Here is a 25,919-nt window from a genome sequence, read left to right on the forward strand (position 1 = left end):
CGCCGCGGCGCACAAAGGTGGCGATGGAACGCGGTGGGATGATCGACCTCGCTACGGCTGCACCAGCACCCGGGCCTGTCCGCGCCGATCGCCAGTGCGGCCACGCAGGGTGATGAGGCCTCTGCCGGCACACCGCACCTCCACGGCCCCTGCTCCGTCCAGCGACCATTGCACCCCGACGGATCGACCGAGCGCATCCACCGCCTCAAGCTCACGCAGGTCGTTCAGCCCGGGACCGCGCAACGTGAACTGGCCTTGGTTGGGGTTGGGGGCGGCGGACCAGAACAAGGGTCGGTCGGGTCCTCCGCCCACGCTTTGCGGCAGGGCGAAGCAGGTGTCCCGTGGTGCGTTCAGCGGCCATTTGCCGATGAAGTTCATCAACGGCCCGCTCATGAAGCCGAAGAGATGCTCTCCAGTAGCGGCATAGAGCGTGTCGGCCGAGGCGGCGATGCGGCCCAGGATGGGGCCCGGCCCGCCCATCACGCACACCTGTTGCCCGTCGTACTCCAACAGCGCGTAGGCACTATCGAGACCGTTGGCCACGAAGGTGCCCGTGTAGTACAACTTGCCATTGGCCACCAGCAGATCGCGCCCGTACGCCACGTGGGTGATCTGCGGGAAAGGGTCGAGCCATTGGGCGCCATCCCAGGCGAGGAGCGCGTTGGCGGGGTTGCCGGCCGAGGCAGCGATATCGCCACACACCCAGAGCAGGTCGTCGTACACCAGCATATCGGTCATGAAGGGGTCGCCGGCCACACCGGGTCCCAGCTCCTCCCAGGTGCTGCCGGTGTACCGGGCCACATCGGTGGCACCGTTCACCGTCCAGAAATTGCCTGCCACGTGCACCTGGCCTTGGTACCGGCAGGCAGCTGCGGTATACCCATAGAAGGGCTCATCCGGGTCGTATTGTCGCCATTGCCCGCCGTCCCATGTGAGCCAGTTGCTCATAACAGGAGCCCCGGTAATCTCGCAAGGACCGAATAAGTGCAGCTCATTGTCGAGTGTATCCAATCGAAGGGGTAGGCACGACCCAGTGGTTCCGGATGGAATACCCATGCTATTCCATTCACCATTCTTCCATTGAGCCACCCATTGGGTGCCGGGGACTGAATCCATGAGTTGAAATCCCCCAGCAACGACCACGGAGGTATCAGTGACGAACAATGCTTTAGCCAAATGCCCTCCGCCGGGTATCGAAACTCCAGCTCCAAGGGATTCCCAAGACGAACCATTCCAAAATCCCACACCATTAAGAAGAAGTCCATCAAATTCAGCTTGTGTCATTTTTCCAGCTACGAAAACACCGCCGTAAGCCTCGGAGTATCCCATGTCAAAAACACCTCCGCTCTGGAAACCCCTTCCAACCGATTGCCATTGCGCGTCGGCGCTCAAGCGAAGTACGAACGCAGTAAATAGGAAACAGGACCTATTCATGGCCGGACGATCACGGTTCGCTTGGCATCGAACCGAGGTTCTCATGCACAAGGTAGAAAGCGGATCGGCACCACGTCCCCCCTACGCGAACCGTGCGAGGTCCACCTCCGGATCCAGCGCCGAGCCGTCGAGCAGGTGGTCCAAGAGATGCTGCGCGCACCAGGGGGCCAGCAGCACGCCTTTGGAGCCCAATCCGTTCAGCACGGCCTGGTGGGGGGCGATACGGCCCAGCAGGGGGCGGCGGTCGCTGGCCGTGGGCCGCACGCCGGACCAGTGGTCCACCACTTGGAAGGCCTCGGCCTCTTCGGGCTCCAGCGGTGTGCGCAACAGCAGCTTGTGCAGGCGGCGTAGCAGGTCGGCGCGGCCGGTAGCGGTAGGCCCGCTCCATACATCGTCCCAGTCGTAGGTGCTGCCCACGCGGTAGTCGTCGCCGCCCAAGGGGAGGATGAAGCCGCCGCGATGCACCAGCACGCCAAGGTCCAGGCCGGGCAGGCGCACGGTGAGGCGTTCGCCGCGCACGGGCACCAAGCCTTGGAGCTGCGCGAAGGGGCCCGCGCACCACACGATCATCGGAGCGGTATGGCCGAAGAGGTCCACCCCGCCTGGAATAGCGCGCACATCAATGGCTTCCACGCGGCGCTCCTCCAGCACGCCTTGTTCGCGCCACAGCGCGCGCCAGGCGGTGAGCAGCCCGGCCACGTCGACCCAGGCGGCACGCTTCACCTGTCCGTGGCCGTAGGGCTGGTCCACGCGTTGCAGGCCGGGGTCGGTGCAGGTCTCAATGCTGAGGTAGTGGCCCACCTCGGGGTCGTTCATGCGCACACGCCATTCGCCGGCCTCCTTGGCGCTGGGGAAGACCTTCACCAGCGGCACGGGGTGCCAGCACTCACGGCCGAGGTGCAGACCAGCTTCGCGGTAGAAGGCTCCCGCGATGGGCAGCAGTTCGGGGGCGCGCCAGCTGAGCAGGGTACGGCGCAGGGCCACGGGGTTCACCAGCCCGGCGGCCACCCAGGAGGCGCGGCCCTCGCGGGGCTCGTCCAGCAAGCGCACGCGCAGGCCGCGGCGCAGGGCGGTCTCGGCAAGCACCGATCCGGCCAGACCCTGGCCGACGATGATGAGGTCGTGGGAGAAGGAGGCGGACAAGGACACAAAGATGGGGCATCACGCCGCCATCAAGCGCTGCATGCGTTCGATGAGCACCTCGTTGTCGCAGGGCTTCTGCACCAGGTCGTCGGCGCCTGCGCTGCGCACGGCAGCGATCAGGTGCGGCTGCTCGTAGGCGGTGAGCACCAGTACGGGCACGGTGATGCCGCGGGCGCGCAGGTCCTCCACCACCGCCAGACCGTCCAGGTGCGGCAGGCCGATGTCCACCACGATCAGGTCGGGCAGGCCGCCCTGCAGCAGGGCGTCGAGGCCGCGGGCGTCGGCCAGGGCGCTCACCCGCCAGCCATTGCGCAGCATGCGGTGGGTGAGCAGGGTCCTCACCAGGGGATCGTCCTCGAGCAGCACGACATGGGGCATCGCAGCGGGGTCTTGTGCCCGGTGCTACGCGACGGGGTGGGCGGGTGTTACAAGCGGCCGGTGAGCCACTTCACCACGTCGTTGCCGTTGGCGAACAGGATGAGGCCGAGCAGCAGCACCATGCCCACCATCTGGGCCACCTCCAGCACCTTCTGGTTGGGCGTTCGGCGGAACACCATCTCGTAGAGGAGGAACACCACGTGTCCCCCGTCGAGCGCGGGAATGGGCAGGATGTTCATGAAGGCCAGGATGATGCTCAGGAAGGCGGTCATGTTCCAGAACACCTGCCAGTCCCAGGCGGGGCTGAACAGGCCGCCGATGGAGCCGAAGCCGCCCATCTGCTTCACGCCGCTGGCGCTGAAGAGCAGCTTCAGGGAGCTCACGTAGCCGCCCAGCGTGTTCCAACCGTAGGCGATGCCGGCGGGGATGGACTCCAGCAGGCCGTAGCGCTCCTTGGCGAAGGTGAAGTAGGCCTCGGGCGGACGGTTGCCCACGCCGATCAGGCCCTGGTCGCTCACTAGCACGGGCAGCTGCAAAGTGTCGCTGCCCCGCAGTACGCCAATGGTGGCCTGCTGCCCTTTCAACTCACCCACCGCCTCACGGAACTGGGCGAACCAAGGGGTGGACGCGCCGTTCACGGCGATCAGGCGGTCACCCTTGCGCAGCTCGCTGTCCTTGGCGGTGCCATCGGGCAGGATGCTGTCCACGAAGAAGGGCACGCAGGGGGTGAAGAGCGTCTTCTCGTTGCGGTCCAGGATGCGGTCGGCCACATCGGTGCTCAGGGTGATGTCGGTGGTGCGGCCCTGGCGATCGATGGTGAGGGTGCGGGCCTCGTCGATGAGGATGGCCTTGCCGAGCTCCTCGATGGACCGCACCGCGTGGCCTTCCACGGCGATGATGCGGTCGCCGTCGGCCATGCCCTGTTCCTTGATCACGCTGCTGGGGTGCAGGCCGTAGGTGGCGTTCTCCAGCGGGAGGTAATCGCGGCCCCAGGTGAAGAGCACGGCGATGTAGATGAGCATGCCCAGGAGCAGGTTGACGGTGACGCCGCCCACCATGATGATCAGGCGCTGCCAGGCCGGCTTGGCGCGGAACTCCCACGGCTGGGGCGCCTGCGCCATCTGCTCGCGGTCCATGCTCTCGTCGATCATGCCGCTGATCTTCACGTAGCCGCCCAGGGGGATCCAGCCGATGCCGAAGACCGTGTCGCCCACCTGGCGCTTCCACAGGGCGAACTTCCAATCGAAGAAGAGGAAGAACTTCTCCACGCGGGTGCCGAAGAGGCGTGCGGGCACGAAGTGGCCCAGCTCGTGGAGCGTCACCAGGATGCTGAGGCTCAGGATGAGCTGGCCGGCCTTGATCAGGAATTCCATGCGGGGCTTGCCCAGGTGCGGGCGCTGCGGCGGGTCTCGTCATCGGAGGCCACCAGGTCCTCCATCGTGGGCCGCGGTACAAAGGTCGCCTTTGCGAGCCTTTCCTCGATCAGGTCGCTCATCTCCAGGAAGCCGATGCGGTCCTGGAGGAAGAGCTCCACGGCGATCTCGTTGGCGGCATTGAGCACGCAGGGCGCATTGCCGCCGCGCTGCAGGGCGTCCAGGGCCAGGGCCAGGTTGCGGAAGGTGCCCAGGTCGGGCGGCTCGAAGGTGAGCGCGGGGTACTGCGCGAAGTCGAAGCGCGGCCACGACGTGTCCAGCCGGGCGGGATAGGCCATGGCGTACTGGATGGGCAGCTTCATGTCCGGCAGGCCCAGCTGGGCCTTCAGGCTGCCGTCGCGGAACTGCACCAGGCTGTGCACGATGCTCTGGGGGTGCACCACGATCTCCACCTGGTCCGGACGCAGGTTGAACAGCCACTTTGCCTCAATGGCCTCCAGGCCCTTGTTCATCAGGCTGGCGCTGTCGATCGTGATCTTGGCGCCCATGTCCCAGTTGGGGTGCTTGAGCGCCTGCGCCTTGGTGACGGTGGCGAGCTGATCGCGCGTGCGGCCGCGGAAGGGACCGCCGCTGGCCGTGAGAACGACCTTTTCGATCGGGTTCTGCCACTCGCCCACCAGGCACTGGAAGATGGCGCTGTGCTCGCTGTCCACCGGCAGGATGTTGACGCCTTTGGCACGGGCCGCGGCGGTGACGAGCTCCCCGGCCACCACCAAGGTCTCCTTGTTGGCCAGCGCGATGGGCTTGCCGGCCTCGATCGCCGCGAGCGTGGGGCGCAGCCCGGCGTAGCCCACCATGGCGGTGAGCACCATGTCGATGTCGGCCATGGCCACGGCCTGCGCGATGGCCTCCTCACCGCCGTACACCTTGATGCCGTGTGGGAACAAGGCGTCCTTCACCCGGGCGAGCCGGGTGGTGTCGCCGATCACCACCGCGTTGGGGCGGAAGGCCAGCGCCTGCTCGATCAGCAGGTCGCTGTTGCGGCCGGCCGTGAGCAGCTCCACGGCGAAGCGGGCGGATTGCTCGCGCACCACCTCCAGGGCCTGCGTGCCGATGCTGCCCGTGCTGCCCAGGATCGCGATCCGTTTCTTCATCGGTGTGATCTCCGCAGCCGCCATGGGCACATCAGCACATGGGCACATGGTCTCCTGCGGGGCGCAAAGATCGGGCTTGGGCGCTGCCGGTGCATGCGCGACCTTTGGGAAAAACCCACGCATGCGCCCGGCCCTCCTCGCCCTGTTCATCACGCTCCTGATCGGCGGCCTGCGGGGGCAGGATGCCGCCTACCTGGCGCAGTTCGACGCGTTCCAGAAGGCCAGCGGCACCGAGGCGATGCAGCGCAGCGCCATGGAGGCCATGCTCGACCTGCAGGAGCAGGACCCGAGCTCGGACAAGGAGTTCCTCAAGCGCTTCCGCAAGGAGGTGATCGCGCGACTGGGCGAGCTCAACGCGGAGATCGCCGTGCTGTACCACGAGCGCTTCAGCCTGGAGGAGCTGCAGGAGATGACGCGTTTCCACGAAACGCCGCTGGGCCGCAAGCTGGCGCGCGAGAACCCGTCGTTGGTGGAGGGCTCCACCCGCATTGGTGCGGCCTGGGGCGAGCGTGTGGCGAACGATGTCCTTCAGGGCATGCGGTGATCCTCACCGCCCCGCCGCCGCGCGCCGCAGCCTGTCATTGATGGCGCGGCCCAGGCCTTCCTCGGGGAACCGTTCGGCGACGATGACCTGGCAATCGCTGGTGTCCAGCTCGCGCAGCACAGCGAAGAGGTGCCGGGCGGCGGCGGACAGGTCGCCCTCGGGCGAGAGCACCTCGCAGCGGTGGGCGTGGTGCTCATGGCGGAAGCTGATGACGCCCACGGCCCGCCCGGCGAACCGGCGCAGGAGCGCCGGCACATCGCCCACATGCACCGGTTTGCGGGGGGCGTAGTGGCTCTCCAGCATGCCCGGGGCTTGAAGCTTGGCGGACGGGGAGGGTGCGTGCACCTCGCCCACCACCGCCTCGATGGACTCCAGGGCGATGCCGCCCGGACGGAACAGCACCCAGCGGCCCTGGGCATCCCGGCCCAGGATGGTGCTCTCCACGCCCACGGTGCAGGCCCCGCCGTCGAGGATGTAAGGAATGCGCCCACCGAGCTGGTCCATGACGTGCTGCGCCGTGGTGGGGCTCACGTAGCCGAAGGGGTTGGCGCTGGGTGCCGCCAACGGCGTGTCCAGTTCGTTCAACAGCGCGCGCGTCATGGCGTGGGCCGGCATGCGTACGGCGACGGTGTCCAGGCCGCTGGTCACCAGGTCGGGCACGGCCGGGCGCTTGTGCAGCACCAAGGTGAGCGGCCCGGGCCAGAAGCGCGTGATGAGGGCCTCCGCCTCGGCGGGCACCTCGGCCACCCGGTCCAGCTGTTCACGGTCGCGCACGTGCACGATGAGCGGATCGAAGGCCGGCCGCTGCTTGGCGCTGAAGATGGTGAGCACGGCCTCCTCGTTGAAGGCGTCCGCGGCCAGTCCGTACACGGTCTCCGTGGGGATGGCCACCACGGCCCCCTGCTTCAACAGAAGTGCGGCATGGGCCACATCGGTACCGATCGTGGTCGTCATCGTGGCGCGAAGTTCCGCACGGTCCGGGGAACCGACCGCCGCGTTCGTTGTTCCTTCGTTCGACAAGCCCCGGACCCATGACCATCCGTCAACTCCTTGGTTCCCTTCTTGCGTGCAGCACGCTCGCGGCGCAGGCCCAGGTGCCGGACGACTACCTGCAGTTCAATGCACAACGCGAGCGTACGAGCGGCACGAGCATGCTGGTACTGGGCGGCTGGGCGGTGGGTAACATGGTGGCGGGCGGCATCGGCATGGCCACCACACCATCGGGCAGCGAAGCGTTCCACTTCCACCAGATGAACGCCGCCTGGAACGTGGTGAACCTCGGGATCGCGGTGCCCGCTTACCTGGGCGCCCGCAAGCGCCTGCGCGCTCCCTCGACGCTCGACATCCCGCGCACCTTCGACGCCCAGCGCAAGGTGGAGGCCGTGTACCTGATCAACACCGGGCTCGACCTGGTCTACATGGGTGCCGGCCTGTGGCTGTGGGAGAACGGGCGCGGCGATCCCACGGCGAAGCGCAGCGAGATGTTCCAGGGCTTCGGCACGTCGTTGTTGCTGCAGGGCGGTTTCCTGTTCGTGTACGACCTGGCCAACTACATCGTGCATGCCCGCCATTGGAAACGCTCACGCGCCGGGCTGTGGCAGCACCTGCAGTTCAACGGCACCAGCATCCGCTACGCGTTCTGAGCGCCCCCCCGGTCACAGGCCGAACCTTCGGGGCGCCTCCACCGACCACAGCCCCGGTGGCGCGTTACCTTGCCCGCACCCACCATGATCCGCGCACTTCTTCTGGCCGCTGCTGTGGCCCTGTCGCCCGCTTCGGCACATGCACAACGCAAGCCGGCGCGCCCCGCGACCGACACGCTGAAGGCCGACCAGCTCAGCGGCCTCACGTTCCGCTCCATCGGCCCCGCTTTCATGAGCGGCCGCATCGCCGATGTGGTGAGCCACCCCACCAAGCCAGGCACCTGGTACGTGGCCGTGGGCTCCGGCGGTGTGTGGAAGACCGTGAACGCGGGCACGACCTGGACACCCTTGTTCGATGGACAGGCCAGCTATTCCATCGGCTGCATCACGTTGGACCCGCAGGACCCCGAGGTGGTGTGGGTGGGCACCGGCGAGAACGTCGCTGGCCGCCACGTGGGCTTCGGCGACGGCGTGTACCGCAGCGCCGACGGCGGGAAGACCTGGAAGCACATGGGGCTGAAGACCAGCGAGCACATCAGCCGCATCGTGGTGCACCCCACCGACCCCAATACTGTTTGGGTGGCCGCGCAAGGCCCCCTGTGGACCAAAGGCGGGGAGCGCGGGGTGTACCGCACCACCGATGGCGGAAAGACCTGGAAGCGCACGCTCGGCGATGAGGCGTGGGTGGGCGCCACCGACCTGGTGATGGACCCGCGCGACCCGAAGCGGCTGTACGCGGCCACCTGGCAGCGCCACCGCACCGTGGCCGGCTACATGGGCGGCGGTCCGGGCTCCGCCATCCACCGCAGCACCGACGGCGGCGAAACGTGGACCAAGCTCGAGGGCGGGTTGCCCGGCGGCAACCTGGGCAAGATCGGCCTCGCCCTGTCGCCGCAAAGACCGGACGTGCTCTACGCCGCCATCGAGCTCGACCGCCGCACCGGCGCCGTGTACCGCAGCGCCGATCGTGGCGCCAGTTGGACGAAGATGTCCGACGCGGTGAGCGGTGGCACCGGCCCGCACTACTACCAGGAGCTCTACACCTGCCCCCACCAGTTCGACCGGCTCTACCTGGTGAGCAACACCACCCAGACCTCCGACGATGGCGGCAAGACCTTCCGCGGCCTGAACGTGGATACACGCCATGTGGACGATCACGTGGTGGTGTTCCACAAGGATGACCCGGAATACCTGCTGTTCGGCTGCGACGGCGGGCTGTACGAGACCTTCGATCGCGGCGGCACCTGGCGCCACATCGGCAACCTGCCGGTGACCCAGTTCTACAAGGTGGCCGTGGACGATGAGCTGCCCTTCTACACCGTGTACGGTGGCACGCAGGACAACAACACCCAGGGCGGGCCTTCGCGCACGGACAACGAGCACGGCATCCGCAGCAGCGATTGGAGCGTGATCATCGGCGGCGATGGTCACCAGCCCGCCACCGAGCCCGGCAACCCCGACATCGTGTACGGCCAGTGGCAGCAGGGCAACCTGATGCGCCACGACCGCCGCACCGGCGAGAACGTGTACATCCGTCCGCAGGCCGCGCCCGGTGAGCCGTGGGAGCGCAGCAACTGGGACGCGCCCATCGTGGTGAGCCCGCACGACCCCGCCACGCTCTACTTCGGCACCTACCGCGTGTGGCGCAGCACCGACCGCGGCGACAGCTGGACCGCGCTCTCCGGCGACCTCACCAGCGGCACCGAACGCATACGCACCAACTTCTACGGCACCACGCAGGGCTGGGACAATCCGTGGGACCTCTACGCGATGTCGGAGTACGCCACCATCACCTCGCTCGCCGTGTCGCCCGTGCAGAAGGGCCTCCTCTACGCGGGCACCGATGATGGTGCCATCCAAGTGACCGAAGATGAAGGGAAGAGCTGGCGGCGTGTGCCCTTCAGCGCGCTGCCCGGCCTGCCCGCCACGGCCTTCGTCAACGACATCAAGGCCGACCTCTTCGATGCCGGCACCGTGTACGCCGCGTTCGACGACCACAAGAACGGCGTGTACAAACCCTTCCTCTACCGCAGCGCAGACAAGGGCCGCACGTGGATCAGCATCACCGGCGACCTGCCGCAGCGCACGCTCGTGTGGCGCGTGGTGCAGGACGATGCAAAGCGCGATCTCCTCTTCCTCGGCACGGAGTTCGGCGTGTACGTCACCACCGATGGCGGCAAGCGCTGGTTCCAATTGAAGGGCGGGCTGCCTAACATCCCTGTGCGCGACCTGGCGATCCATCGGCGCGAGCACGACCTGGTGGTGGCCACCTTCGGGCGCGGCTTCTACATCCTCGACGACTACCGCGCCCTGCGCGAACTGAACGACGCCATGCGCACCGCCGAGGCCACGCTCTTCGAACCGCGCAGCGCGCTATGGTACAGCCAGCGCTCTCCTCTTGGCGGTGGGCGCGCGGGATCCATGGGCGATGCGTTCTTCACCGCGCCCAACCCGCCCTTCGGCGCCGAGCTCACCTACCACCTGAAGGAAGCCTACAAGAGCCGGAAGGATGTGCGCAAGGAGCTCGAGCAAGAGAGCACCAAGGCGAAACAGCCGCTCAGCGTGCCCGCGTGGGACTCGCTGGAGGCCGAGCTGCGAGCGCAGGACCCCAAGGTGTGGCTGGTGGTCACTGATGCCGCGGGCAATGTGGTGCGGCGTGTGGAGGCCAGCAACGCGAAGGGCTTCCAGCGCGTGGTGTGGGACCTGCGCGCCGACGCGCGCGCACCGGTGACGCCCGGCAATGCCGACGGCTCCCCCGCTGGAAGCCTGGTGGCCCCGGGCCTCTATGGCGCGCAGCTGTTCAAGCAAGTGAATGGTGCGCTCACGGCGATCTCGGCGCGCGTGGACGTGCGTGTGGAACCGTTGATGAAGGGCACGCTACCCGGTGCCGCTCCGGAGGCCGTGGCGGAATACGCACGCGTCATGGAGGAGCTCTATGCGCGCAACGAGCGCATGGAGCAACGCTTCCAGGCCGTGCAGGAACGCGGCCGTCTGTTGCTCGCCGCATACACGCGGGCACCGCGCACCGACGAGGCGCTGCACCGCGAGCTGCTCGCCTTGCGCGACAGCCTTCAGGCGATCGACCTCGACCTGAACGGCAGCAGGGCGCGCAGCATGGTCGGCGAGGAACGCTTCACCCCGGGGCTGCGGGACTTCCTCGGCAACGCGGGCAACGGCGGTTCGGCCCTCACCTACGGTCCCACGGCCACGCACCACGCCAGCCGCGGACATGCCGAGAGGCTCCTCGCGGACCTGGAGCGTAGGGTGAACGAAGCATCCGCCAAGGCCGATGTCTTCGAGACGCGCGTGCAGGCGCTGGGCGCGCCGGCCTTGAAGGAGCGATAGGGCCGACTGAACGGAACGCATGGCCGCTTGCGCGGGTCAGGCTCATCGGGGGATCGTCCGGCGGAAGAGCAGCAGGTCGGCATGCCCGAACCAGCCCATGAAGCGGTATCCGCTGAGGTCGGCCTGGGCCGCCAGCGTATCGTTCAGCACCAGGTAGTCCTCGGTATGGGAGGGGCCTTCCCGGTGGGCGGGTTCGAGGGGGATGCGCTTCGTCACCCGGTAGAAGTTGATCGTGGGCTCCAGCACCCAGGCATGTCCGATGCGCGCGGTCTCCTGTGCGGCCGGTCTTCCATCAAGGTCGGCTCGGATCACGTCCATGATGCGCTCCGTGTCCATGTCATACTGCCATTCGACGCTGCTGTTCACGGACGACAGCCCGATGAAGCTCGCGACCTGGACCAGAGCCGCCGCAGTGAGCATCGCTCCGGACCACAGCGCCCATCGCCCGGCGACGCGCCCACTGCACGACGCACCCAGGCAAAGCAGCAGCAACGGATAGAGGAACTTGCTGAACCGCGCCTTCGGGTATGGCGTGTCCAGCAGCGCATGCTGGACGACCATCACCAGCACGGTGGCCAGAAGCACGCCCCATGGCCAGAGGATGAGGTCGTCCGTGGTCGTTCCTGCTCCCGTTCGGCGGAAGGTCCGGACCGCAACCAGGAACATCGCGCACATGAGCAGCAGGAAGAGGATCCAGAGGCCTTGCACCGCCCACCCTACCACGGCCACGGTCGGCAGTGCGGTATGGACGAGTGAGCTGAAGGTGTCGTGCACGAACCCGTTCCCTCCGCCGAACTCGAAGGAGTTGTCGTTCATCACCTTCCGCAGCGGTTCCCGGAGCAGTATCACGGATACGAGCGTCAACGCGGCATGCACGACCAGCATGCGGCGGCGGATCCGCTTCCGTTCGAGGTCCGATGCGATGCTCCACAGCGCGGCGACGGGCAGCACGGTCACCATGGCCAGCGCCACCTGAGCGGTGACGAAGCTGCTGAGCACCATCAGCACGAGCGCCGCGTGGAGCAGGGCCACGTGCAACGGCCTGTATGTCTCCAGGGAGCGCCAGCCGTGATGGAGGGCCATGAGCAGGCACCCGTACGACAGCCCATACCCCCGGGCCAGGGCGAACAGTTCCATGAAATGGGCCCCGTAGCAGAGGAGGAGGTACGTGAGCAGGCCGACGACCGGGCCAAGGCGACGCGCGAGCAGCGCGGCATACACCAGGTACACGACCAGCGCGAGCAGGTTGGGCAGCCGAAGCGCCAGCTCGCTGTCGCCGAAGAGCCCCTCGGAACCCTTCATGAGGATGCTGTTCAGCATGTGGTTGTTGGTGTACGACTCCCGATGCTCAAGGAGGTCCTTCATCGGCAGGTGCACGTAACGGGCCCAGGTGACGCTCTCATCGTGGGTGAAGGAACTGAAGTGTGCCTTGGCGACCGTGAAGAGCAGTACACCGAGGGCGGAGGCCACCATGAGCGGAAGAGCCCAGTGCCCTACCCTGGACATGATCGCGGTGATCACCCGGGGGAGGACCCATTGCGGATTCACCGTGCCATCTTCCATCGGTCCCCGGTCATCGAACGCGTTCAGCCCAGCCCTTCCACGTACCGCCGGTCGTTGGCCAGGCGAGGCACCTTGCTCTGCGCGTCGTTCATGCCGCGCGCCTTCATCCAGGCGGCGAACGCTCCGCGCGGAAGCGAACGCACCACCAACGGGCGCAGGACCTTGCCGTTGATGAGGTCCTTGTAGTACGGGTTGCGCTTCCGCAGCGCCTCGTCCATCGCTGCGCTGAAGCGGCCCATGTCCGACGGAGGTGCGGCGAACTCGATGTGCCATTCGTGGTAGGGCAGCCCTTCGGATGGCGCAAGCTGCGGCGCCACGGTGAACTCGGCCACCTCGCAGGGCACGGCGGCGATCGCGTCCTTCAGCGCGCCCTCCACCTCCTCGGCGATCACGTGCTCGCCGAAGGCACTGGTGAAGTGCTTGGTGCGGCCGGTGACCTTGATGCGCGGCGGCGCGAGCGAGGTGAACCTCACCGTGTCACCGATCTCGTAGCCCCAGAGGCCCGCGTTCGTGTACAGCACCAGCGCGTATTGCGTGTTCAGCTCCACCTCGGCGATGGAACGCGGTCGGCGGTCGTGGCCGTGCATGGGCACGAAGCCGAAGTAGATGCCGTTGTCGAGCACCAGCAACAGGCCGTCGTCGTTGTCCTTGTCCTGGTAGGCGATGAAGCCTTCGCTCGCGGGGAAGAGCTCCACGCCGGGCACGGTGCCGCCGATCAGCGCCTCCATGCGGCTGCGGTAGGGCGAATAGTTGACACCGCCGTACACGAAGAGCGAGAAGTGGGGGAACACCTCCTTCACCGTGGCCTTGCCGGTGCGCGCCAGCAGCCGCTCGAAGTACATCTGCACCCAGGCGGGGATGCCGCTGATCAACCGCATGTCGGCCTGCATGGTCTCGCCCACGATGGCCTCCACCTTCGTCTCCCAATCGGCGATGCTGTTGGTGGCGAAGCTGGGCATGCGGTTCTTCAGCAGGTAGCGCGGCACGTGGTTGGCCACGATGCCACTGAGGCGACCGGTGGGGATGAGGCCCTTGCGGTCGAGCACGGGGCTGCCCTGCAGGAAGATCATCTTCCCGTCCACGAAGTCGGCGCGGCCGCTGTGCGCGATGTAGGCGAGCAGGGCCCGCCGCGCGCTGCCGATGTGGTTGGGCAGTGAATGCTGTGTGATGGGGATGTACTTCGCGCCGCTGGTGGTGCCGCTGGTCTTGCAGAGGTAGAGCGGCAGGCCAGGCCACAGCACGTCCTTTTCACCCGCCACGATGCGGTCGATGTACGGCCGGAAGCCTTCGTAGTCGCGCAGCGGAACGGCCTGCACAAGGCCCGCGTGGTCATGGACCTGGTGCAGCTTGTGGTCGCGCCCGAAGGCCGTGGCACCACCGAACCGCACCAGCTGCCGCAGCACCCCGAGCTGGGTGGCGGCCGGGTCCAAGGCGCGGCGCATCACCGCGTTGGTCACGGAACGGGCGTACGGCCCGGCGATGGCGGACTTGAGGCTCATGGCCAGGGCCGGCGGGTGTTCCGGTTTCGGACCTGCACGGGAACGCCCACCCGGGTCATCACTTGAACAGCATGTAGGACTGCGGGTCGATGGCCTCCCCGTTCAACCAAAGCTCGAAATGGAGGTGCGGGCCGGTGCTGAGCTCCCCGCTATCGCCCACGATGGCGATGGCCTCGCCGGCCTTCACCTTGTCACCCGCCTTCTTCAGCAGCACGCTGTTGTGCTTGTACACGCTCACCAGGTCGCCGCGGTGCTGGACGTGCAGCACATGGCCGCCATCGCTTGTCCAGCTGGCCAGGGTCACGGTGCCATCGAGGCAGGCCTTCACCGCTTCATCCGCCTTGGTGACCACGTCGATGCCGAAATGGCCCTGCGCCCGGTCGAAGGTGCTGGTGACGATGCCCCGGAGCGGCGGGAAGAAGAAGACGCCGGCCAGGGCGCGACGCTCACCCGCCTGACCCGAGGCCTCGGACAGCGCATAGGCCTCCTCCTCCTTGACCTTGAGGCGGAGCAGGCTGTCCTTCAGGCCAGGTCGCAGATCCTCCGCGGAGGGCACTTGCTGCACGGGGCGGAGGCGGAAACTGGTGTCCGCGGCCACTTCGCCGCGGAGCACGCGCTGCAGGTTGGCGATGTACAGGGCCTGTTCCTCCAGGCGCTGGTCCAGTGAATCGGCCAGCAGGGTGCTGCGGTAGGCGTTGAGCTTGGTCTCCTGGTCCGAATAGCCCGGGATGTACCGCTTGAGCGGGGTGAGCACGATGATGGCCGCCACCATCAGGCCATGCAGGGTGAAGGCCGCGATGGCCAGCAGCAACACGTTGAGCCGCGACAACCGGATGCTGAACCGCTCCTCGAAGGTGCGATCGTTGATGAGCAGCAGCCGGTACTTGCTCTTCAGCTTGCGCAGCACCTGCTTGCGCGGACGGGGAGCGGTGGGCTCGGCCATGTCGGACAAATATCGGCGTGACCACGAACGGTCGGTACCTTCCACGCCGCGATGGACCCGTCAAGGAAAGCCCTGGTCCTGATCACAGCGGGGGTGTGCGCGTTGTTGCTGCTCCCCGGTCTGGTGCGTGAGGGCATGTTCATGGACGGCATGCTGTACACCGTGGTGGCCCACAACGAGGCCCGGGGCATCGGCACCTTCTGGCAGCCGCGCTTCAGCCAGCTGGGCCTGGCGAACATGGACACCTTCCACGAGCATCCGCCGCTGGCGTTCGGCCTGCAGGCGCTCTGGTTCCGGGCATTGGGCAGCGCCTTCTGGGTGGAGCGCGCCTACGCGCTGATCGCCGCCCTGCTGATGGTGGCGCTGCTGCTCGGCCTGTGGCGCGAGCTCACGCGCGATGCTCCCCGCCTACGCGGCCTGGGGGCCTGGCCCGTGCTCCTGTGGGGCATCGTGCCGCAGGTGTTCTGGTGCGTTCACAACAACATGCTGGAGAACACCATGGGCCTGTTCACGACAGGCGCACTGTGGTGTGCGTTGCGCGGGATGCGAACGGGCACCGTGACGTTGGCGGTGGCCTCGGGCCTCCTCGTGTTCCTCGCGTCGTTCACCAAGGGCGTCCCCGGGCTCTTCCCGCTCGGCGCTCCGTTCCTCTGGTGGCCGTTCGCCCGGCAGGGCGGCGTGCGCAAGCCGGTGTTGTTCACCCTGGTGCCCGCGGCCGTGCTGGCGCTGGTGTACCTTCTCCTCTGGCAATGGCCCGAGGCTCGCGCCAACCTGGAGACCTATGTGGAGGCACGCCTCTTGCACCGGATCGCCGCCAAGCCCACCGTGGAGCACCGCTGGCAGATCCTGCTCGACCTGTTCCACTCGCAGCTCGGGCCGCTGTTGCTGGCCGGGGCCCTGGTCCTTTGGTCCGCACGCGATGCTCCCGCGTCGAACACCCGGCGTCCTGCGCTCGCCCTATTGGCCATCGGGTTGTCCGGGGTGGCCCCGATGATGCTCACCCTGGTCCAGAAGTCGTTCTACAGCGTACCGGCCTTCCCGCCCATCGCCCTGGGCCTCGCGCTGTGGAGCGCGCCGGCACTTGAACGGTGGTCGGACCGCCTGGCCCGGCACCCTGGGCTGACCCGCGGGCTCTCCATCGCGGGCGGAAGCGTCCTGGCGGCCACCCTGGTGGCCTCGGGGGTGCTCTGGGGCCGCCCAGGGCGCGATGCGGACATGCTGCACGACGTGGCCCGCATCGGCGCGACCGTGCCACGGGGCACGCTCATCAGCTGTGCCCCCGAGCTCTGGGAGCAGTGGAACCTGCAAGGCTATCTGCTTCGTTACCACGACATCTCCATGGACCCGGGCGGCCGGCCGCACACCTGGACCCTCAGCCCCGCGGGAGGCGACCTGCCAGAGGGTTATGCCCCGCTCAACGTGGAGCTCCGCACCCTGCGCCTGGCCGTTCGCACCGGCGGGTCGGGGGCGATGAAATAACTTCGCCCGTTCGCAGTTGATGCTCCCGTGAAGCGGATCCCCGTCCACCAAGCCGCCCTTGTCGTGCTTCTGGCCCTGCTGGCCGGGGGGTGTTCCAAGGAGAAGGACCGCTTCCTGAACAGGGCCTACCACCGCCTCACCTCGCGGGACAACGGCTGGTTCAACGCCAACGAGAAGCTCAAGGAGACCGTCGCCGGGATCGAAAAGTCCTACCTCGACGACTACGACAAGGTGCTGCCCCTGTTCGTCTACGGCACCGAGGAACAGTCCAAGGGCGCCGGCGGCGACCTGGAGAAGTGCATCGAGAAGTGCTCGCTGGTGATCGAGCGGCACAACATGGACATCAAGGGCAAGCAGCGCAATAGCTGGATCGACGACGCCTACTTCGTCATCGGCCGCAGCTACTTCTACAAGAGGGCCTGGTTCGATGCCCAGCGCACCTTCGACTACATCGGCCGGCGGTTCAAGGATCAGAACCGGCAATACGAGGCCAAGGTGTGGCTGGCGCGCACCCTGATGGAGACCGAGCAGTACGCCCGGGCCCAGAGCACGCTGGACGAGGTGAAGGAGGTGAAGGAGCTGCCCAAGCGCTTTCCGCACGATGAGCTGGCCGCCGTGCAGGCCGACCTGGACCTGCGGCGGGGGAAGGTGGACGACGCCATCATGAACCTGGAGCGGGCCGTGGACATCACCAAGGACCGGCAGCGGCGGGTGCGGTGGACCTTCATCCTGGCGCAACTGTACCAGGTGAAGGGCATGGACGACCGTTCGATCGCCGCCTACAAGCAGGTGACCCGGATGAACCCGCCCTACGAGCTGGCCTTCCACGCCCAGGTGTTCCAAGCGCTGGCCTTCGACCGCGGCGATAGCAAGGCCTTGCGCAAGATGCTCAACCGCATGCTGCGTGATGAGAAGCACGAGGATCATTTCGACATGATCCACTACGCACTGGCCGACATCGACCTCAAGGAGAACAAGGACAGCAGTGCCATCGCCCACCTGAAGCGCAGCGCGTACGTCAGCACGAACGACACGCGCCAGAAGGCCAAGACCTGGTTGCGTCTGGCCGATCTGTACTTCGACGACCGCGCCTACCCGGACGCGCAGCTCTACTACGACAGCACGAGCACCTTGCTGGCCGAGGAACACCCCCGCTACGAGGAGGTGTTCACGCGTGCGGAGGTGCTCGGCGAGCTGGTGGAGCAGCTCAACATCATCGCGCGGGAGGACAGCCTGCAGAAGCTGGCGGGCATGGACCCCGAGGAGCGAGAGAAGGCCATCAAGCGCCTGATCCGCGACCGAGAAAAGGCCGAGAGCGAGAAGGAAGCCGCAGAGCGCGAGGCTCGGGAGGCCGAGGCGTCGGGAACGGCCGCCCCCGCACGCCCCGCCACCCCGGCCGGTGGTGGATCCGGCGCCTGGTACTTCTACAACCCCCAGCAGCTCGGCCGCGGCCTCTCGGAGTTCAAGAAGAAATGGGGCAACCGCCCCCTGGAGGACGATTGGCGTCGCCGCGACAAGGGCGGGTCGGCCGTGGCCGAGGAAGAGCCGGAGGAGGCCACCGAGGAGACCGCCGAAGGGAAGGACGGCGAAGGCGAGGACGGCGAGCCCGAATGGAAGGACCCCGGGTTCTACCTCAAGGACCTGCCCACCAGCGACACCGCCCTGGCCGCCTCCAACGCGATGATCTGCGAGGCCATGTACCGCAGCGGCATGATCTACAAGGAGAAGCTCAAGGACACCGACAACGCCATCGAGAGCTTCGAGACGCTGATCAACCGGTCCGAGGAGTGCCGGTTCACCCCGGAAAGCCACTACCAGATGTACCGCATCTACCTGGCCCGGGAGAAGAGCGGCAGCTTCATCGACTTCGGAGGCAGCACCTCGCAGGCCTATGCCAACATCATCCTGGAGCGGTGGCCGGACAGTGAGTTCGCCCGGCTGGTGCGCGATCCGTCGCTGCTGGAGGGCGGTGAGGCCCGCCGCAAGGTGGAGGCCGCCGAATACGATCAGCTCTACCGCGAGTTCCGCCAGCGCAACTACCTGCTGGTGATCGGCACCTGCAACCAGGTGATCGCCAACGAACCCCGCAACCACCTGCTGGGCAAATACCACCTGCTCAAGGCCATGGCCATTGGTGGCACCCGCGAGCTCTCGGCCTTCCGCACGGCGCTGCACGAGGTGAAGGACAAGTTCCCCGCCACCGAGGAGGCCAAGGCCGCCGAGGACCTGCTGGCCGTGCTGGACCGGCAGGCCACCTCGGAAGGGGCGCCCGCAGGGCAGGAGAAAGCCCCCACGAACGCCAGTTCCTTCAAGGTGGACCAAGGCCCGCACTACATCGCGCTCATCCATCCGAACAGTGCGGGGGACATCACCACGGTGAAGACCAGGATCAGCGATTTCAACAGGCGCTACTTCCCGGGTCGCAACATCCTCATCGAGAGCACCATCCTGGACACCGAGCAACAGGTGGTGGTGCTGCGCCTGTTCGACGACAAGGCCGCGGCGATGGCGTACTACCAGCAGTTCCTTTCCGATGTGGGCATGCTGAGCGGCATCAACGACCAGGGCCACCCCATCTTCGCCATCAGCCCCGACAACTACGCACAGTTGTACAAGAACAAGGACGTGGACGCCTATGCGGCCTTCTTCACTCAGAACTACCTGCCCAAGCAATAGGCTTCGACCGGCGGCTTGGCCGGATCGTGCCCGCCATTAACTTTGTCCCTGACGATCAGGAACCTGTACGCGATGGCCCTTTTCCAACCCGATAAAAAGTCCGAGCCCATGAACAAGGCCGCCGAGCCGGTGAACGCCGGCAAGATCAACAGCATCATGGAGGGCACCTCCATCGAAGGCGAGATCCGCAGCGACAGCAACCTGCGCATCGATGGCCGCGTGAAGGGCACCATCAACGTGCGCGGCCGGCTCATCGTGGGCCAGACCGGCGTGATCGAGGGCGAGGTGAGCTGCCAGAGCTCCGACATCGAGGGCACGCTGGTGGGCAAGGTCAACTGCCAGGACCTGCTGAGCCTGAAGGCCACCGCCAAACTGCAGGGCGACATCAACACCAAGAAGCTGGCGATCGAGCCGGGGGCCGTGTTCACCGGGAACTGCAGCATGGCGGGCGGCGTGGTGAAGGAGATGGACCCCGTGCGCTTGCGCACCGAGACCGCCCGTCCGGAGGTGGCCTCCGCGCAGGTCGTCCGTTGATCGTTCATCGCTGATGACCCAGGGGCGCGGCGCTTCCCCCGTGCTGCCGGTGCTGCTGTTCACCGCCGCTTGCGGCGCCTGTACCGCGCTCGTCCTGTTCCTGGCCGGGCTACCCTGGCACTGGGGCTACGCAGCGGCCCTGGCCTATCTGGGCGCGGTGACCCTGTTGCTCCATCTCTGGCAGGAGCGGGCGATGGTGGCGGACCCCCAAGGCTTCGTGCGGCGCTTCATGGCGGGCCTCACCCTGAAGATGTTCGTGAGCATCGTGGCGGTGGCCGTGGTGCTGCTCACCCTTCCGCGCGCGGAGGCCGTGCCGCTGGCGCTGGCCTTCGCCCTCCTCTACCTGGCCTTCCTGGGCTTCAGCACCGGGCGCCTGGTCAACCTCTCGCGCCGCCGGCCCGCACCGTGATGGCCACAGCCCCAAGGCAACGGCGTTCCGACGAGGCGCGCAAAGGGGTCAACGCCTACCTTCGCTACAGTGCGCTCGGGCTGCAGATGGCCGGCATCATCCTGCTGGCCATCTGGGCCGGGCGTTGGCTCGATGGCCGGGTCGACGCCGGCTTCCCCGCCTTCACGCTGGTGTTCGCCCTGCTCGGGATCGCCGGGGCCATGGTCTTCCTCTTCAAGGAGACCCGGCGCTGAGGATCGCCGTCGGATGAATTGCCGCGGATCGCTACCTTCGCGGCCGCAAACGGGGACGGTCCCCCACGCCTGATGTCGCTGAAACCCTTGCTGCGCCACGCTTTCCTGATCCTGGCCGCCCTGCTCATGGGCCGCTCCGCCGCGCAGCACAGTACCTCCGACAGCACCGCCCACCACACGGCGGTCACCACCTCCGGTGCGCATGACGCCGCGTCCGCGCAGGACCACGGGGCGAAGGAGAAGTTCAACGCCGGCAAGCTCATCATGGACCACATCGGCGATGAGCATGGCTGGCATCTCTGGGGCCACACGAGCCTGCCGCTGCCGGTGATCCTGTACAACAGCGAGCGCGGTCTCAGCCTCTTCAGCAGCGGCCGCTTCGACCATGGCCACAGGACCTACGGCGGCTATGCGCTGCACGAAGGGCAGGTGGTGGCGGTGGATGCGCCGGACGGAACGGATGCGCACCACGCCCCGGTGAACGAACGGCTCACGGCCGCCACGGTGGACCTGAGCATCACCAAGAACGTGGCCACGCTGCTCCTCGTGTCGGCCCTTCTGCTCTGGGTCTTCATCAGTGTGGCCCGGGCCTACACCCGCCGCGCCGGACAGGCCCCCACGGGCTTGCAGAACCTGGTGGAACCGATCATCCTGTTCGTGCGGGACGATCTGGCGAAGAGCGCCATCGGGCACAAGTACGAGAAATACCTGCCCTACCTGCTCACCGCTTTCTTCTTCATCTTCTTCAGCAACCTTCTGGGCCTGGTGCCCTTTTTCCCAGGCGGCGCCAACCTCACGGGCAACATCGCCGTCACGGTCGTGCTGGCGGTGATGACCTTCCTGATCGTCACCTTCAGCGGCAACAAGCATTACTGGCACCACATCTTCGCCATGCCGGGGGTGCCGGGCTGGGTGCTGGCGATCCTCACGCCGGTGGAGATCCTGGGCATGTTCCTGAAGCCCTTCGTGCTGGCCATCCGACTGTTCGCCAACATCACGGCGGGCCACATCATCGCCCTGAGCTTCTTCAGCCTGATCTTCGTCTTCGGCGAAACGAGCGCGGGTGCCGGCTACGGCGTGGCCATCGGATCGTGGCTGTTCACCGTGTTCATGTTCATGCTCGAGCTCCTGGTGGCCTTCATCCAGGCGTACGTCTTCACCTTCCTGTCGGCCATGTACATCGGTGCCGCCGTCGAGGAGCCCCATCATCACTAGAAACCCGAACTCCCTTAAACCCGCATTCCCATGTTCCTCTCCGTTCTCCTCGATCTCGGCGTTGGTTACGGTATCGCCGCCCTCGGCGCCGGTCTGGCCGCCCTCGGTGCCGGTGTGGGCATCGGCCGCATCGGTGGCGACGCCGTGCAGGCCATGGCCCGCCAGCCGGAAGCCATGAACGATCTGCGTGCCAACATGATCCTCACCGCCGCGCTCGTGGAAGGCGCCGCCTTCTTCGCCATGGTGGTGGGCCTGCTGGTGGTGCTGAAGGAGATGCCGGCCGCCGTCTAAGGCACGCGCCCGCACCTTCTCTCGTCCAACCCCCGAACCCGCAGCCATGCTTTTCCTGGCCAGCCTTATGGACCCGCCCATCGGCCTCATCTTCTGGATGACGCTGACCTTCGTGACGGTCCTGTTCCTCCTCGCCAAGTTCGCCTGGAAGCCCATCCTCAACGGGCTGAAGGAGCGCGAGTCGTCCATCGCCGATGCGCTGAACGAGGCCAAGCGGGCCCGGGAGGAGATGGCCTCACTGAGCGCGAAGAACGAGGAGCTGATGCGCCAGGCCCGGGAGGAGCGCGAGCTGCTGCTGAAGGAGGCGCGCGACGTCCGCGACCGCGAGATCGCCGAGGCCAAGGGCAAGGCCAAGGCCGAGGCCGACGCCCTGCTGACGCGGGCCCGCGCCGACATCCAGAACGAGAAGAACGCCGCCCTCACCGAGATGAAGAACCAGGTGGCCGAGCTGAGCATCCTGGTGGCGGAGCGCATCCTTCGGGAGAAGCTCGCCGACACCAAGGCCCAGCAGGCCCTGGTGGACAAGGTGATGGCCGAAGCCCAGCTACGCCGCTCATGAACATCGCCCCGGTCGCCTACCGCTACGCGCGCTCCGTGATGGAGCTGGCCCGGGAGAAGGGGCAGCTGGACGGGGTGCAGGGCGACATGCGCCTGGTGGCCGCCACTTGCGCGGCCAGCCGCGACCTGCAGGTGCTGCTGAAGAGCCCCGTGGTGAAGCCCGATGCGAAGGGCCGCATCCTCGAGAAGGTCTTCGGCGACAAGGTGGGGCCTGTCACCACCAGCTTCATGGGCATCCTGGTGCGCAAGGGCCGCGAGGTGCTGCTGCCCCATGTGGCCGAAGCGTTCAACGAGCTGTACAAGCAGCACATGGGCATCGTCACCGTGGAGGTGACCAGTGCCGTGCCGCTGAATGACAAGGCCCGGGCGCAGGTGCGCGATCTGGCCGAAGCCCGGCATCCCGGCCGCACCATCGACCTGCAGGAAAAGGTGGACGCCGCGCTGATCGGCGGCCTCACCATCCGCATCGGCGACGAGCAGGTGGACGGCACGGTGAGCCGCCGCCTGGCCGACCTGCGCCGCGAATTCTCCAAGAACCCGTACATCCCCGCGATCTAACGCCCTAGACCCCTCCCCCGCCAAGGCGATGGCGGAACTGACATGGCCGAAGTGAAACCCGCCGAAGTATCGGCGATCCTCAAGCAAGAACTCGCCGGCTTCCGCTCGGAGGCCGAGCTCGAAGAGGTCGGTACCGTCCTGCAGGTCGGCGACGGCATCGCCCGCATCTACGGACTGAAGGGCGTGCAGAGCGGTGAGCTGATCGAGTTCACCAGCGGGCTGCGCGGCATCGTGCTCAACCTCGAGGAGGACAACGTGGGCGCCGTGCTGCTGGGCCCGAGCGTGGGCATCAAGGAGGGCGACACCGTGAAGCGCACCAAGCGCATCGCCAGCATCCGCGTGGGCGAGCAGATGGTGGGCCGCGTGGTGAACACCCTCGGCGAACCCATCGACGGCAAGGGCCCCATCGGCGGCGAGCTGTTCGAGATGCCCCTGGAGCGCCGCGCCCCGGGCGTCATCTTCCGCGAACCGGTGAAGGAGCCGCTGCAGACGGGCATCAAGGCCGTGGACGCCATGATCCCCATCGGCCGTGGCCAGCGCGAACTGATCATCGGCGACCGCCAGACCGGCAAGAGCACGGTGGCCATCGACACCATCATCAACCAGAAGGAGTTCTTCGAGGCGGGCAAGCCGGTGTACTGCATCTACGTGGCCATCGGCCAGAAGGGCAGCACCGTGGCGGGCACCGTGAAGACCCTGGAGGAGAACGGCGCCATGGCCTACACCACCGTGGTGGCCGCCAACGCCAGCGACCCCGCTCCGATGCAGTTCTTCGCGCCCTTCACCGGCGCGGCCATCGGCGAGTACTTCCGCGACACAGGCCGCCCCGCGCTGATCGTGTACGATGATCTCTCCAAGCAGGCCGTGGCGTATCGCGAGGTGTCGCTGCTGCTGCGCCGCCCGCCGGGTCGTGAGGCCTACCCGGGCGACGTGTTCTACCTGCACAGCCGCCTGCTGGAGCGCGCCGCCAAGATCACCGCCGACGACAAGGTGGCCGCGCAGATGAACGACCTGCCCGAGAGCCTCAAGGGCAAGGTGAAGGGCGGTGGATCGCTCACCGCGCTGCCGATCATCGAAACGCAGGCCGGCGACGTGTCCGCCTACATCCCGACCAACGTGATCTCCATCACCGACGGGCAGATCTTCCTGGAGAGCAACCTGTTCCTGAGCGGCGTGCGCCCCGCCATCAACGTGGGCATCAGCGTGAGCCGCGTGGGCGGCAACGCGCAGATCAAGAGCATGAAGAAGGTGGCCGGCACCCTGAAGCTCGACCAGGCGCAGTACCGCGAGCTGGAGGCCTTCAGCAAGTTCGGCTCGGACCTGGACGCCGCCACCAAGAGCGTGCTCGACAAAGGCGCGCGCAACGTGGAGATCCTCAAGCAGGGGCAGAACAGCCCCATGCGCGTGGAGGAGCAGATCGCCATCATCTACTGCGGCACCAAGGGCCTGCTCAGCAAGGTGCCGGTGAAGAACGTCAAGCAGTTCGAGGCCGAGTTCATCACCATGCTGCGCAACAAGCACAGCGATGTGCTGGCCGCGCTGAAAAAGGGCGATTACAACGACCAGATCACCGGCACGCTGGAGAAGGTGGCGGCCGACCTGGTGAAGAGTTTGGATAATTGATGGAATTCCGTTGAGCCGCGGAGTCTGGAGTCGTGAGTCCCCAAGGACCACGACCCCGAACGCGAGACTCTCGGACTCAAACGACTCCCCAGAATGCCCAGCCTGAAGGAGGTACGCAGCCGGATCGTCTCGGTGAACAGCACCAAGCAGATCACCGCCGCCATGAAGATGGTGAGCGCTGCGAAGCTGCGCCGTGCACAGGACGCCATCCTGCGCATGCGGCCCTACGCCGAGAAGCTGCAGGCCATCCTGGGCAACGTGAGCGCCACGCTGGACGCCAGCGAGGGCCGCTACGCCCAGCAGCGCGAGGTGAAGCGCACCCTGGTGGTGGCCATCACGAGCAACCGCGGTCTGGCCGGCGCCTTCAATACGCAGGTGACGCGTGTGGTGCGCCGCCAGGCTCAGGAGGCCGGGCATGAGGTGCACGTGCTCGCCGTGGGCAAGAAGGCCATGGACGCCTTCCGCCGCACGCCGCTGAACCGGCCCGAGCTGCCGCAGGACCTGGCCGGCCTGTTCGACGGCCTGAGCTTCGACAAGACCGCCCCCGTGGCCGAGCTGATCATGCAGCGCTTCACGGACGGCACCTACGATCGGGTGATGCTGGTGTACAACCGCTTCAAGAACGCCGCCACCCAGGTGGTCACCACCGAGCAGTTCCTGCCGGTGCTGCCCGCGGCGGCGCCCGGCGATGCGAAGGCCGCCACCGGGGAGTACATCATGGAGCCCGACCGGCGCACCATCGTGGAGGAGATCATCCCCAAGAGCCTGAAGATCCAGCTCTACAAAGCGCTGCTGGACAGCTTCGCGGCGGAGCATGGTGCGCGCATGACGGCCATGCACAAGGCCACCGATAACGCGGACTCCCTGCTGAAGGACCTGAAGCTGACCTACAACAAGGCGCGCCAGGCCTCCATCACCAACGAGATCCTGGAGATCGTGGGCGGGGCCGAAGCCCTGAAGGGATAAGGCGTCGCAGACCGGAGCTTCACGCGCGGAACAAGAGCGCCGGGGGCCGGACCATGGAGCGCATCCTTGGCGCTTCCATACCTTCAACGAATGGAACGGCGCAGGGCACATCGGATCGGTCCGATCAGCCTGCTGCTTTGCGCGCTACTGCCCGCTTGTCGGCACACCGGATTGGAAGCGCCCAAGCCGGGTCCGGGATCCGCTTCGGACATCCTCTTCCTCGACCCCGAGCCCGATCCGTTCACCTCGGCCCCATGGTGGGGCCCGGTCCGCATCGACCTCGACCAGGACTCGGTGGTCGCCGAGGGTCGGTGGAGCCCGCCTCGTCCACGGGCCCTGCTCGAGCAACGCCTTTTTT

The 25,919-nt window shown here is 66.9% G+C and carries 23 protein-coding genes; 14 read left to right on the plus strand and 9 right to left on the minus strand.

The genetic code is table 11. The annotated features are described in order from the left end of the window. Nucleotides 1–51 precede the first annotated feature (51 nt). The 5 genes from IPJ87_13905 to IPJ87_13925 all read right to left on the minus strand — a co-directional run bounded on the left by IPJ87_13905 (nucleotide 52) and on the right by IPJ87_13925 (nucleotide 5,506). A complete protein-coding gene (locus IPJ87_13905) occupies nucleotides 52–948 on the minus strand; it encodes a hypothetical protein (GenBank protein ID MBK7942945.1) in 897 nt (298 codons plus the stop codon). A 567-nt stretch (nucleotides 949–1,515) separates the two neighbouring features. Beyond that, complete coding sequence (locus IPJ87_13910) at nucleotides 1,516–2,577, minus strand: FAD-binding oxidoreductase (GenBank protein MBK7942946.1); 1,062 nt, start codon at nucleotides 2,575–2,577, stop codon at nucleotides 1,516–1,518. Between the two features lie 18 nt (nucleotides 2,578–2,595). After that, the gene (locus IPJ87_13915) at nucleotides 2,596–2,955 is read right to left on the minus strand and encodes a response regulator (protein MBK7942947.1); all 360 of its coding nucleotides are present in this window, start codon (nucleotides 2,953–2,955) and stop codon (nucleotides 2,596–2,598) included. 47 nt (nucleotides 2,956–3,002) lie between these two features. Next, the gene (gene rseP, locus IPJ87_13920; GenBank protein MBK7942948.1) at nucleotides 3,003–4,328 is read right to left on the minus strand and encodes an RIP metalloprotease RseP; all 1,326 of its coding nucleotides are present in this window, start codon (nucleotides 4,326–4,328) and stop codon (nucleotides 3,003–3,005) included. Beyond that, nucleotides 4,316–5,506: a 1-deoxy-D-xylulose-5-phosphate reductoisomerase gene (locus tag IPJ87_13925; protein MBK7942949.1), complete on the minus strand. Its 1,191-nt coding sequence runs from the start codon at nucleotides 5,504–5,506 to the stop codon at nucleotides 4,316–4,318. The genes rseP and IPJ87_13925 overlap by 13 nt, the downstream gene beginning before the upstream one ends. 97 nt (nucleotides 5,507–5,603) lie before the next feature. Between IPJ87_13925 and IPJ87_13930 the strand changes: the two genes are divergently transcribed. Continuing rightward, complete coding sequence (locus IPJ87_13930; GenBank protein MBK7942950.1) at nucleotides 5,604–6,026, plus strand: DUF2059 domain-containing protein; 423 nt, start codon at nucleotides 5,604–5,606, stop codon at nucleotides 6,024–6,026. A 3-nt stretch (nucleotides 6,027–6,029) separates the two neighbouring features. Here IPJ87_13930 and IPJ87_13935 read toward each other — a convergent pair whose 3' ends face one another. Further along, on the minus strand, nucleotides 6,030–6,980 hold the full coding sequence (locus IPJ87_13935) for a threonylcarbamoyl-AMP synthase (protein ID MBK7942951.1): 951 nt from the start codon (nucleotides 6,978–6,980) through the stop codon (nucleotides 6,030–6,032). A 77-nt stretch (nucleotides 6,981–7,057) separates the two neighbouring features. On the opposite strand from IPJ87_13935, the gene IPJ87_13940 reads away from it, so the two are divergent. Both IPJ87_13940 and IPJ87_13945 read left to right on the plus strand, forming a co-directional pair. Further along, complete coding sequence (locus IPJ87_13940) at nucleotides 7,058–7,669, plus strand: hypothetical protein (GenBank protein MBK7942952.1); 612 nt, start codon at nucleotides 7,058–7,060, stop codon at nucleotides 7,667–7,669. An 84-nt stretch (nucleotides 7,670–7,753) separates the two neighbouring features. Next, the gene (locus IPJ87_13945; protein MBK7942953.1) at nucleotides 7,754–11,014 is read left to right on the plus strand and encodes a glycosyl hydrolase; all 3,261 of its coding nucleotides are present in this window, start codon (nucleotides 7,754–7,756) and stop codon (nucleotides 11,012–11,014) included. Nucleotides 11,015–11,056: 42 nt separating this feature from the next. Here IPJ87_13945 and IPJ87_13950 read toward each other — a convergent pair whose 3' ends face one another. The 3 genes from IPJ87_13950 to IPJ87_13960 form a co-directional block, all read right to left on the minus strand. Next, nucleotides 11,057–12,520 (minus strand): glycosyltransferase family 39 protein, encoded by a 1,464-nt coding sequence (locus IPJ87_13950; GenBank protein ID MBK7942954.1) that lies wholly within the window; start codon nucleotides 12,518–12,520, stop codon nucleotides 11,057–11,059. A gap of 80 nt (nucleotides 12,521–12,600) precedes the next feature. Further along, the gene (locus tag IPJ87_13955) at nucleotides 12,601–14,076 is read right to left on the minus strand and encodes a GH3 auxin-responsive promoter family protein (protein ID MBK7942955.1); all 1,476 of its coding nucleotides are present in this window, start codon (nucleotides 14,074–14,076) and stop codon (nucleotides 12,601–12,603) included. A 58-nt stretch (nucleotides 14,077–14,134) separates the two neighbouring features. Further along, a complete protein-coding gene (locus IPJ87_13960; GenBank protein MBK7942956.1) occupies nucleotides 14,135–15,019 on the minus strand; it encodes a peptidoglycan DD-metalloendopeptidase family protein in 885 nt (294 codons plus the stop codon). Between the two features lie 51 nt (nucleotides 15,020–15,070). Between IPJ87_13960 and IPJ87_13965 the strand changes: the two genes are divergently transcribed. From IPJ87_13965 to atpG, 11 genes are all read left to right on the plus strand, one after another. Next, complete coding sequence (locus tag IPJ87_13965) at nucleotides 15,071–16,498, plus strand: glycosyltransferase family 39 protein (protein ID MBK7942957.1); 1,428 nt, start codon at nucleotides 15,071–15,073, stop codon at nucleotides 16,496–16,498. A gap of 27 nt (nucleotides 16,499–16,525) precedes the next feature. Continuing rightward, nucleotides 16,526–19,174 (plus strand): tetratricopeptide repeat protein, encoded by a 2,649-nt coding sequence (locus IPJ87_13970; GenBank protein MBK7942958.1) that lies wholly within the window; start codon nucleotides 16,526–16,528, stop codon nucleotides 19,172–19,174. 72 nt (nucleotides 19,175–19,246) lie between these two features. Further along, a complete protein-coding gene (locus IPJ87_13975; protein ID MBK7942959.1) occupies nucleotides 19,247–19,708 on the plus strand; it encodes a polymer-forming cytoskeletal protein in 462 nt (153 codons plus the stop codon). 13 nt (nucleotides 19,709–19,721) lie between these two features. Next, complete coding sequence (locus tag IPJ87_13980) at nucleotides 19,722–20,117, plus strand: hypothetical protein (protein MBK7942960.1); 396 nt, start codon at nucleotides 19,722–19,724, stop codon at nucleotides 20,115–20,117. Beyond that, nucleotides 20,117–20,350, plus strand: coding sequence for an AtpZ/AtpI family protein (locus tag IPJ87_13985; GenBank protein ID MBK7942961.1), 234 nt, complete (start codon nucleotides 20,117–20,119; stop codon nucleotides 20,348–20,350). Before IPJ87_13980 ends, IPJ87_13985 begins: the two co-directional genes overlap by 1 nt. A 72-nt stretch (nucleotides 20,351–20,422) precedes the next feature. Further along, nucleotides 20,423–21,565 (plus strand): F0F1 ATP synthase subunit A, encoded by a 1,143-nt coding sequence (gene atpB / locus IPJ87_13990; protein MBK7942962.1) that lies wholly within the window; start codon nucleotides 20,423–20,425, stop codon nucleotides 21,563–21,565. Nucleotides 21,566–21,595: 30 nt separating this feature from the next. Beyond that, on the plus strand, nucleotides 21,596–21,856 hold the full coding sequence (gene atpE, locus IPJ87_13995) for an ATP synthase F0 subunit C (GenBank protein MBK7942963.1): 261 nt from the start codon (nucleotides 21,596–21,598) through the stop codon (nucleotides 21,854–21,856). A gap of 46 nt (nucleotides 21,857–21,902) precedes the next feature. Next, nucleotides 21,903–22,415 carry a F0F1 ATP synthase subunit B gene (gene atpF / locus IPJ87_14000; protein MBK7942964.1) on the plus strand — a complete coding sequence of 171 codons (513 nt, stop codon included), beginning with the start codon at nucleotides 21,903–21,905 and terminating at the stop codon, nucleotides 22,413–22,415. Continuing rightward, a complete protein-coding gene (gene atpH, locus IPJ87_14005; protein MBK7942965.1) occupies nucleotides 22,412–22,972 on the plus strand; it encodes an ATP synthase F1 subunit delta in 561 nt (186 codons plus the stop codon). Before atpF ends, atpH begins: the two co-directional genes overlap by 4 nt. Nucleotides 22,973–23,014: 42 nt before the next feature. Continuing rightward, on the plus strand, nucleotides 23,015–24,595 hold the full coding sequence (locus tag IPJ87_14010; GenBank protein ID MBK7942966.1) for a F0F1 ATP synthase subunit alpha: 1,581 nt from the start codon (nucleotides 23,015–23,017) through the stop codon (nucleotides 24,593–24,595). Nucleotides 24,596–24,688: 93 nt separating this feature from the next. Further along, the gene (atpG, locus tag IPJ87_14015; protein ID MBK7942967.1) at nucleotides 24,689–25,561 is read left to right on the plus strand and encodes an ATP synthase F1 subunit gamma; all 873 of its coding nucleotides are present in this window, start codon (nucleotides 24,689–24,691) and stop codon (nucleotides 25,559–25,561) included. Nucleotides 25,562–25,919 lie beyond the last annotated feature (358 nt).

It is taken from the genome of Flavobacteriales bacterium (genome assembly GCA_016713875.1).
Taxonomy (GTDB): domain Bacteria; phylum Bacteroidota; class Bacteroidia; order Flavobacteriales_F; family PHOS-HE28; genus PHOS-HE28.

Excerpts from the sequence above, each read along its gene's own strand:
- IPJ87_13905 (MBK7942945.1), bottom strand. The coding sequence starts at position 948 with ATGAGCAACTGGCTCACATGGGACGGCGGGCAATGGCGACAATACGAC.
- IPJ87_13915 (MBK7942947.1), bottom strand. The coding sequence starts at position 2,955 with ATGCCCCATGTCGTGCTGCTCGAGGACGATCCCCTGGTGAGGACCCTG.
- rseP (MBK7942948.1), bottom strand. The coding sequence starts at position 4,328 with ATGGAATTCCTGATCAAGGCCGGCCAGCTCATCCTGAGCCTCAGCATC.
- IPJ87_13925 (MBK7942949.1), bottom strand. The coding sequence starts at position 5,506 with ATGGCGGCTGCGGAGATCACACCGATGAAGAAACGGATCGCGATCCTG.
- IPJ87_13930 (MBK7942950.1), top strand. The coding sequence starts at position 5,604 with ATGCGCCCGGCCCTCCTCGCCCTGTTCATCACGCTCCTGATCGGCGGC.
- IPJ87_13935 (MBK7942951.1), bottom strand. The coding sequence starts at position 6,980 with ATGACGACCACGATCGGTACCGATGTGGCCCATGCCGCACTTCTGTTG.
- IPJ87_13940 (MBK7942952.1), top strand. The coding sequence starts at position 7,058 with ATGACCATCCGTCAACTCCTTGGTTCCCTTCTTGCGTGCAGCACGCTC.
- IPJ87_13945 (MBK7942953.1), top strand. The coding sequence starts at position 7,754 with ATGATCCGCGCACTTCTTCTGGCCGCTGCTGTGGCCCTGTCGCCCGCT.
- IPJ87_13950 (MBK7942954.1), bottom strand. The coding sequence starts at position 12,520 with ATGTCCAGGGTAGGGCACTGGGCTCTTCCGCTCATGGTGGCCTCCGCC.
- IPJ87_13955 (MBK7942955.1), bottom strand. The coding sequence starts at position 14,076 with ATGAGCCTCAAGTCCGCCATCGCCGGGCCGTACGCCCGTTCCGTGACC.
- IPJ87_13960 (MBK7942956.1), bottom strand. The coding sequence starts at position 15,019 with ATGGCCGAGCCCACCGCTCCCCGTCCGCGCAAGCAGGTGCTGCGCAAG.
- IPJ87_13965 (MBK7942957.1), top strand. The coding sequence starts at position 15,071 with ATGGACCCGTCAAGGAAAGCCCTGGTCCTGATCACAGCGGGGGTGTGC.
- IPJ87_13975 (MBK7942959.1), top strand. The coding sequence starts at position 19,247 with ATGGCCCTTTTCCAACCCGATAAAAAGTCCGAGCCCATGAACAAGGCC.
- IPJ87_13980 (MBK7942960.1), top strand. The coding sequence starts at position 19,722 with ATGACCCAGGGGCGCGGCGCTTCCCCCGTGCTGCCGGTGCTGCTGTTC.
- IPJ87_13985 (MBK7942961.1), top strand. The coding sequence starts at position 20,117 with ATGGCCACAGCCCCAAGGCAACGGCGTTCCGACGAGGCGCGCAAAGGG.
- atpB (MBK7942962.1), top strand. The coding sequence starts at position 20,423 with ATGTCGCTGAAACCCTTGCTGCGCCACGCTTTCCTGATCCTGGCCGCC.
- atpE (MBK7942963.1), top strand. The coding sequence starts at position 21,596 with ATGTTCCTCTCCGTTCTCCTCGATCTCGGCGTTGGTTACGGTATCGCC.
- atpF (MBK7942964.1), top strand. The coding sequence starts at position 21,903 with ATGCTTTTCCTGGCCAGCCTTATGGACCCGCCCATCGGCCTCATCTTC.
- atpH (MBK7942965.1), top strand. The coding sequence starts at position 22,412 with ATGAACATCGCCCCGGTCGCCTACCGCTACGCGCGCTCCGTGATGGAG.
- IPJ87_14010 (MBK7942966.1), top strand. The coding sequence starts at position 23,015 with ATGGCCGAAGTGAAACCCGCCGAAGTATCGGCGATCCTCAAGCAAGAA.
- atpG (MBK7942967.1), top strand. The coding sequence starts at position 24,689 with ATGCCCAGCCTGAAGGAGGTACGCAGCCGGATCGTCTCGGTGAACAGC.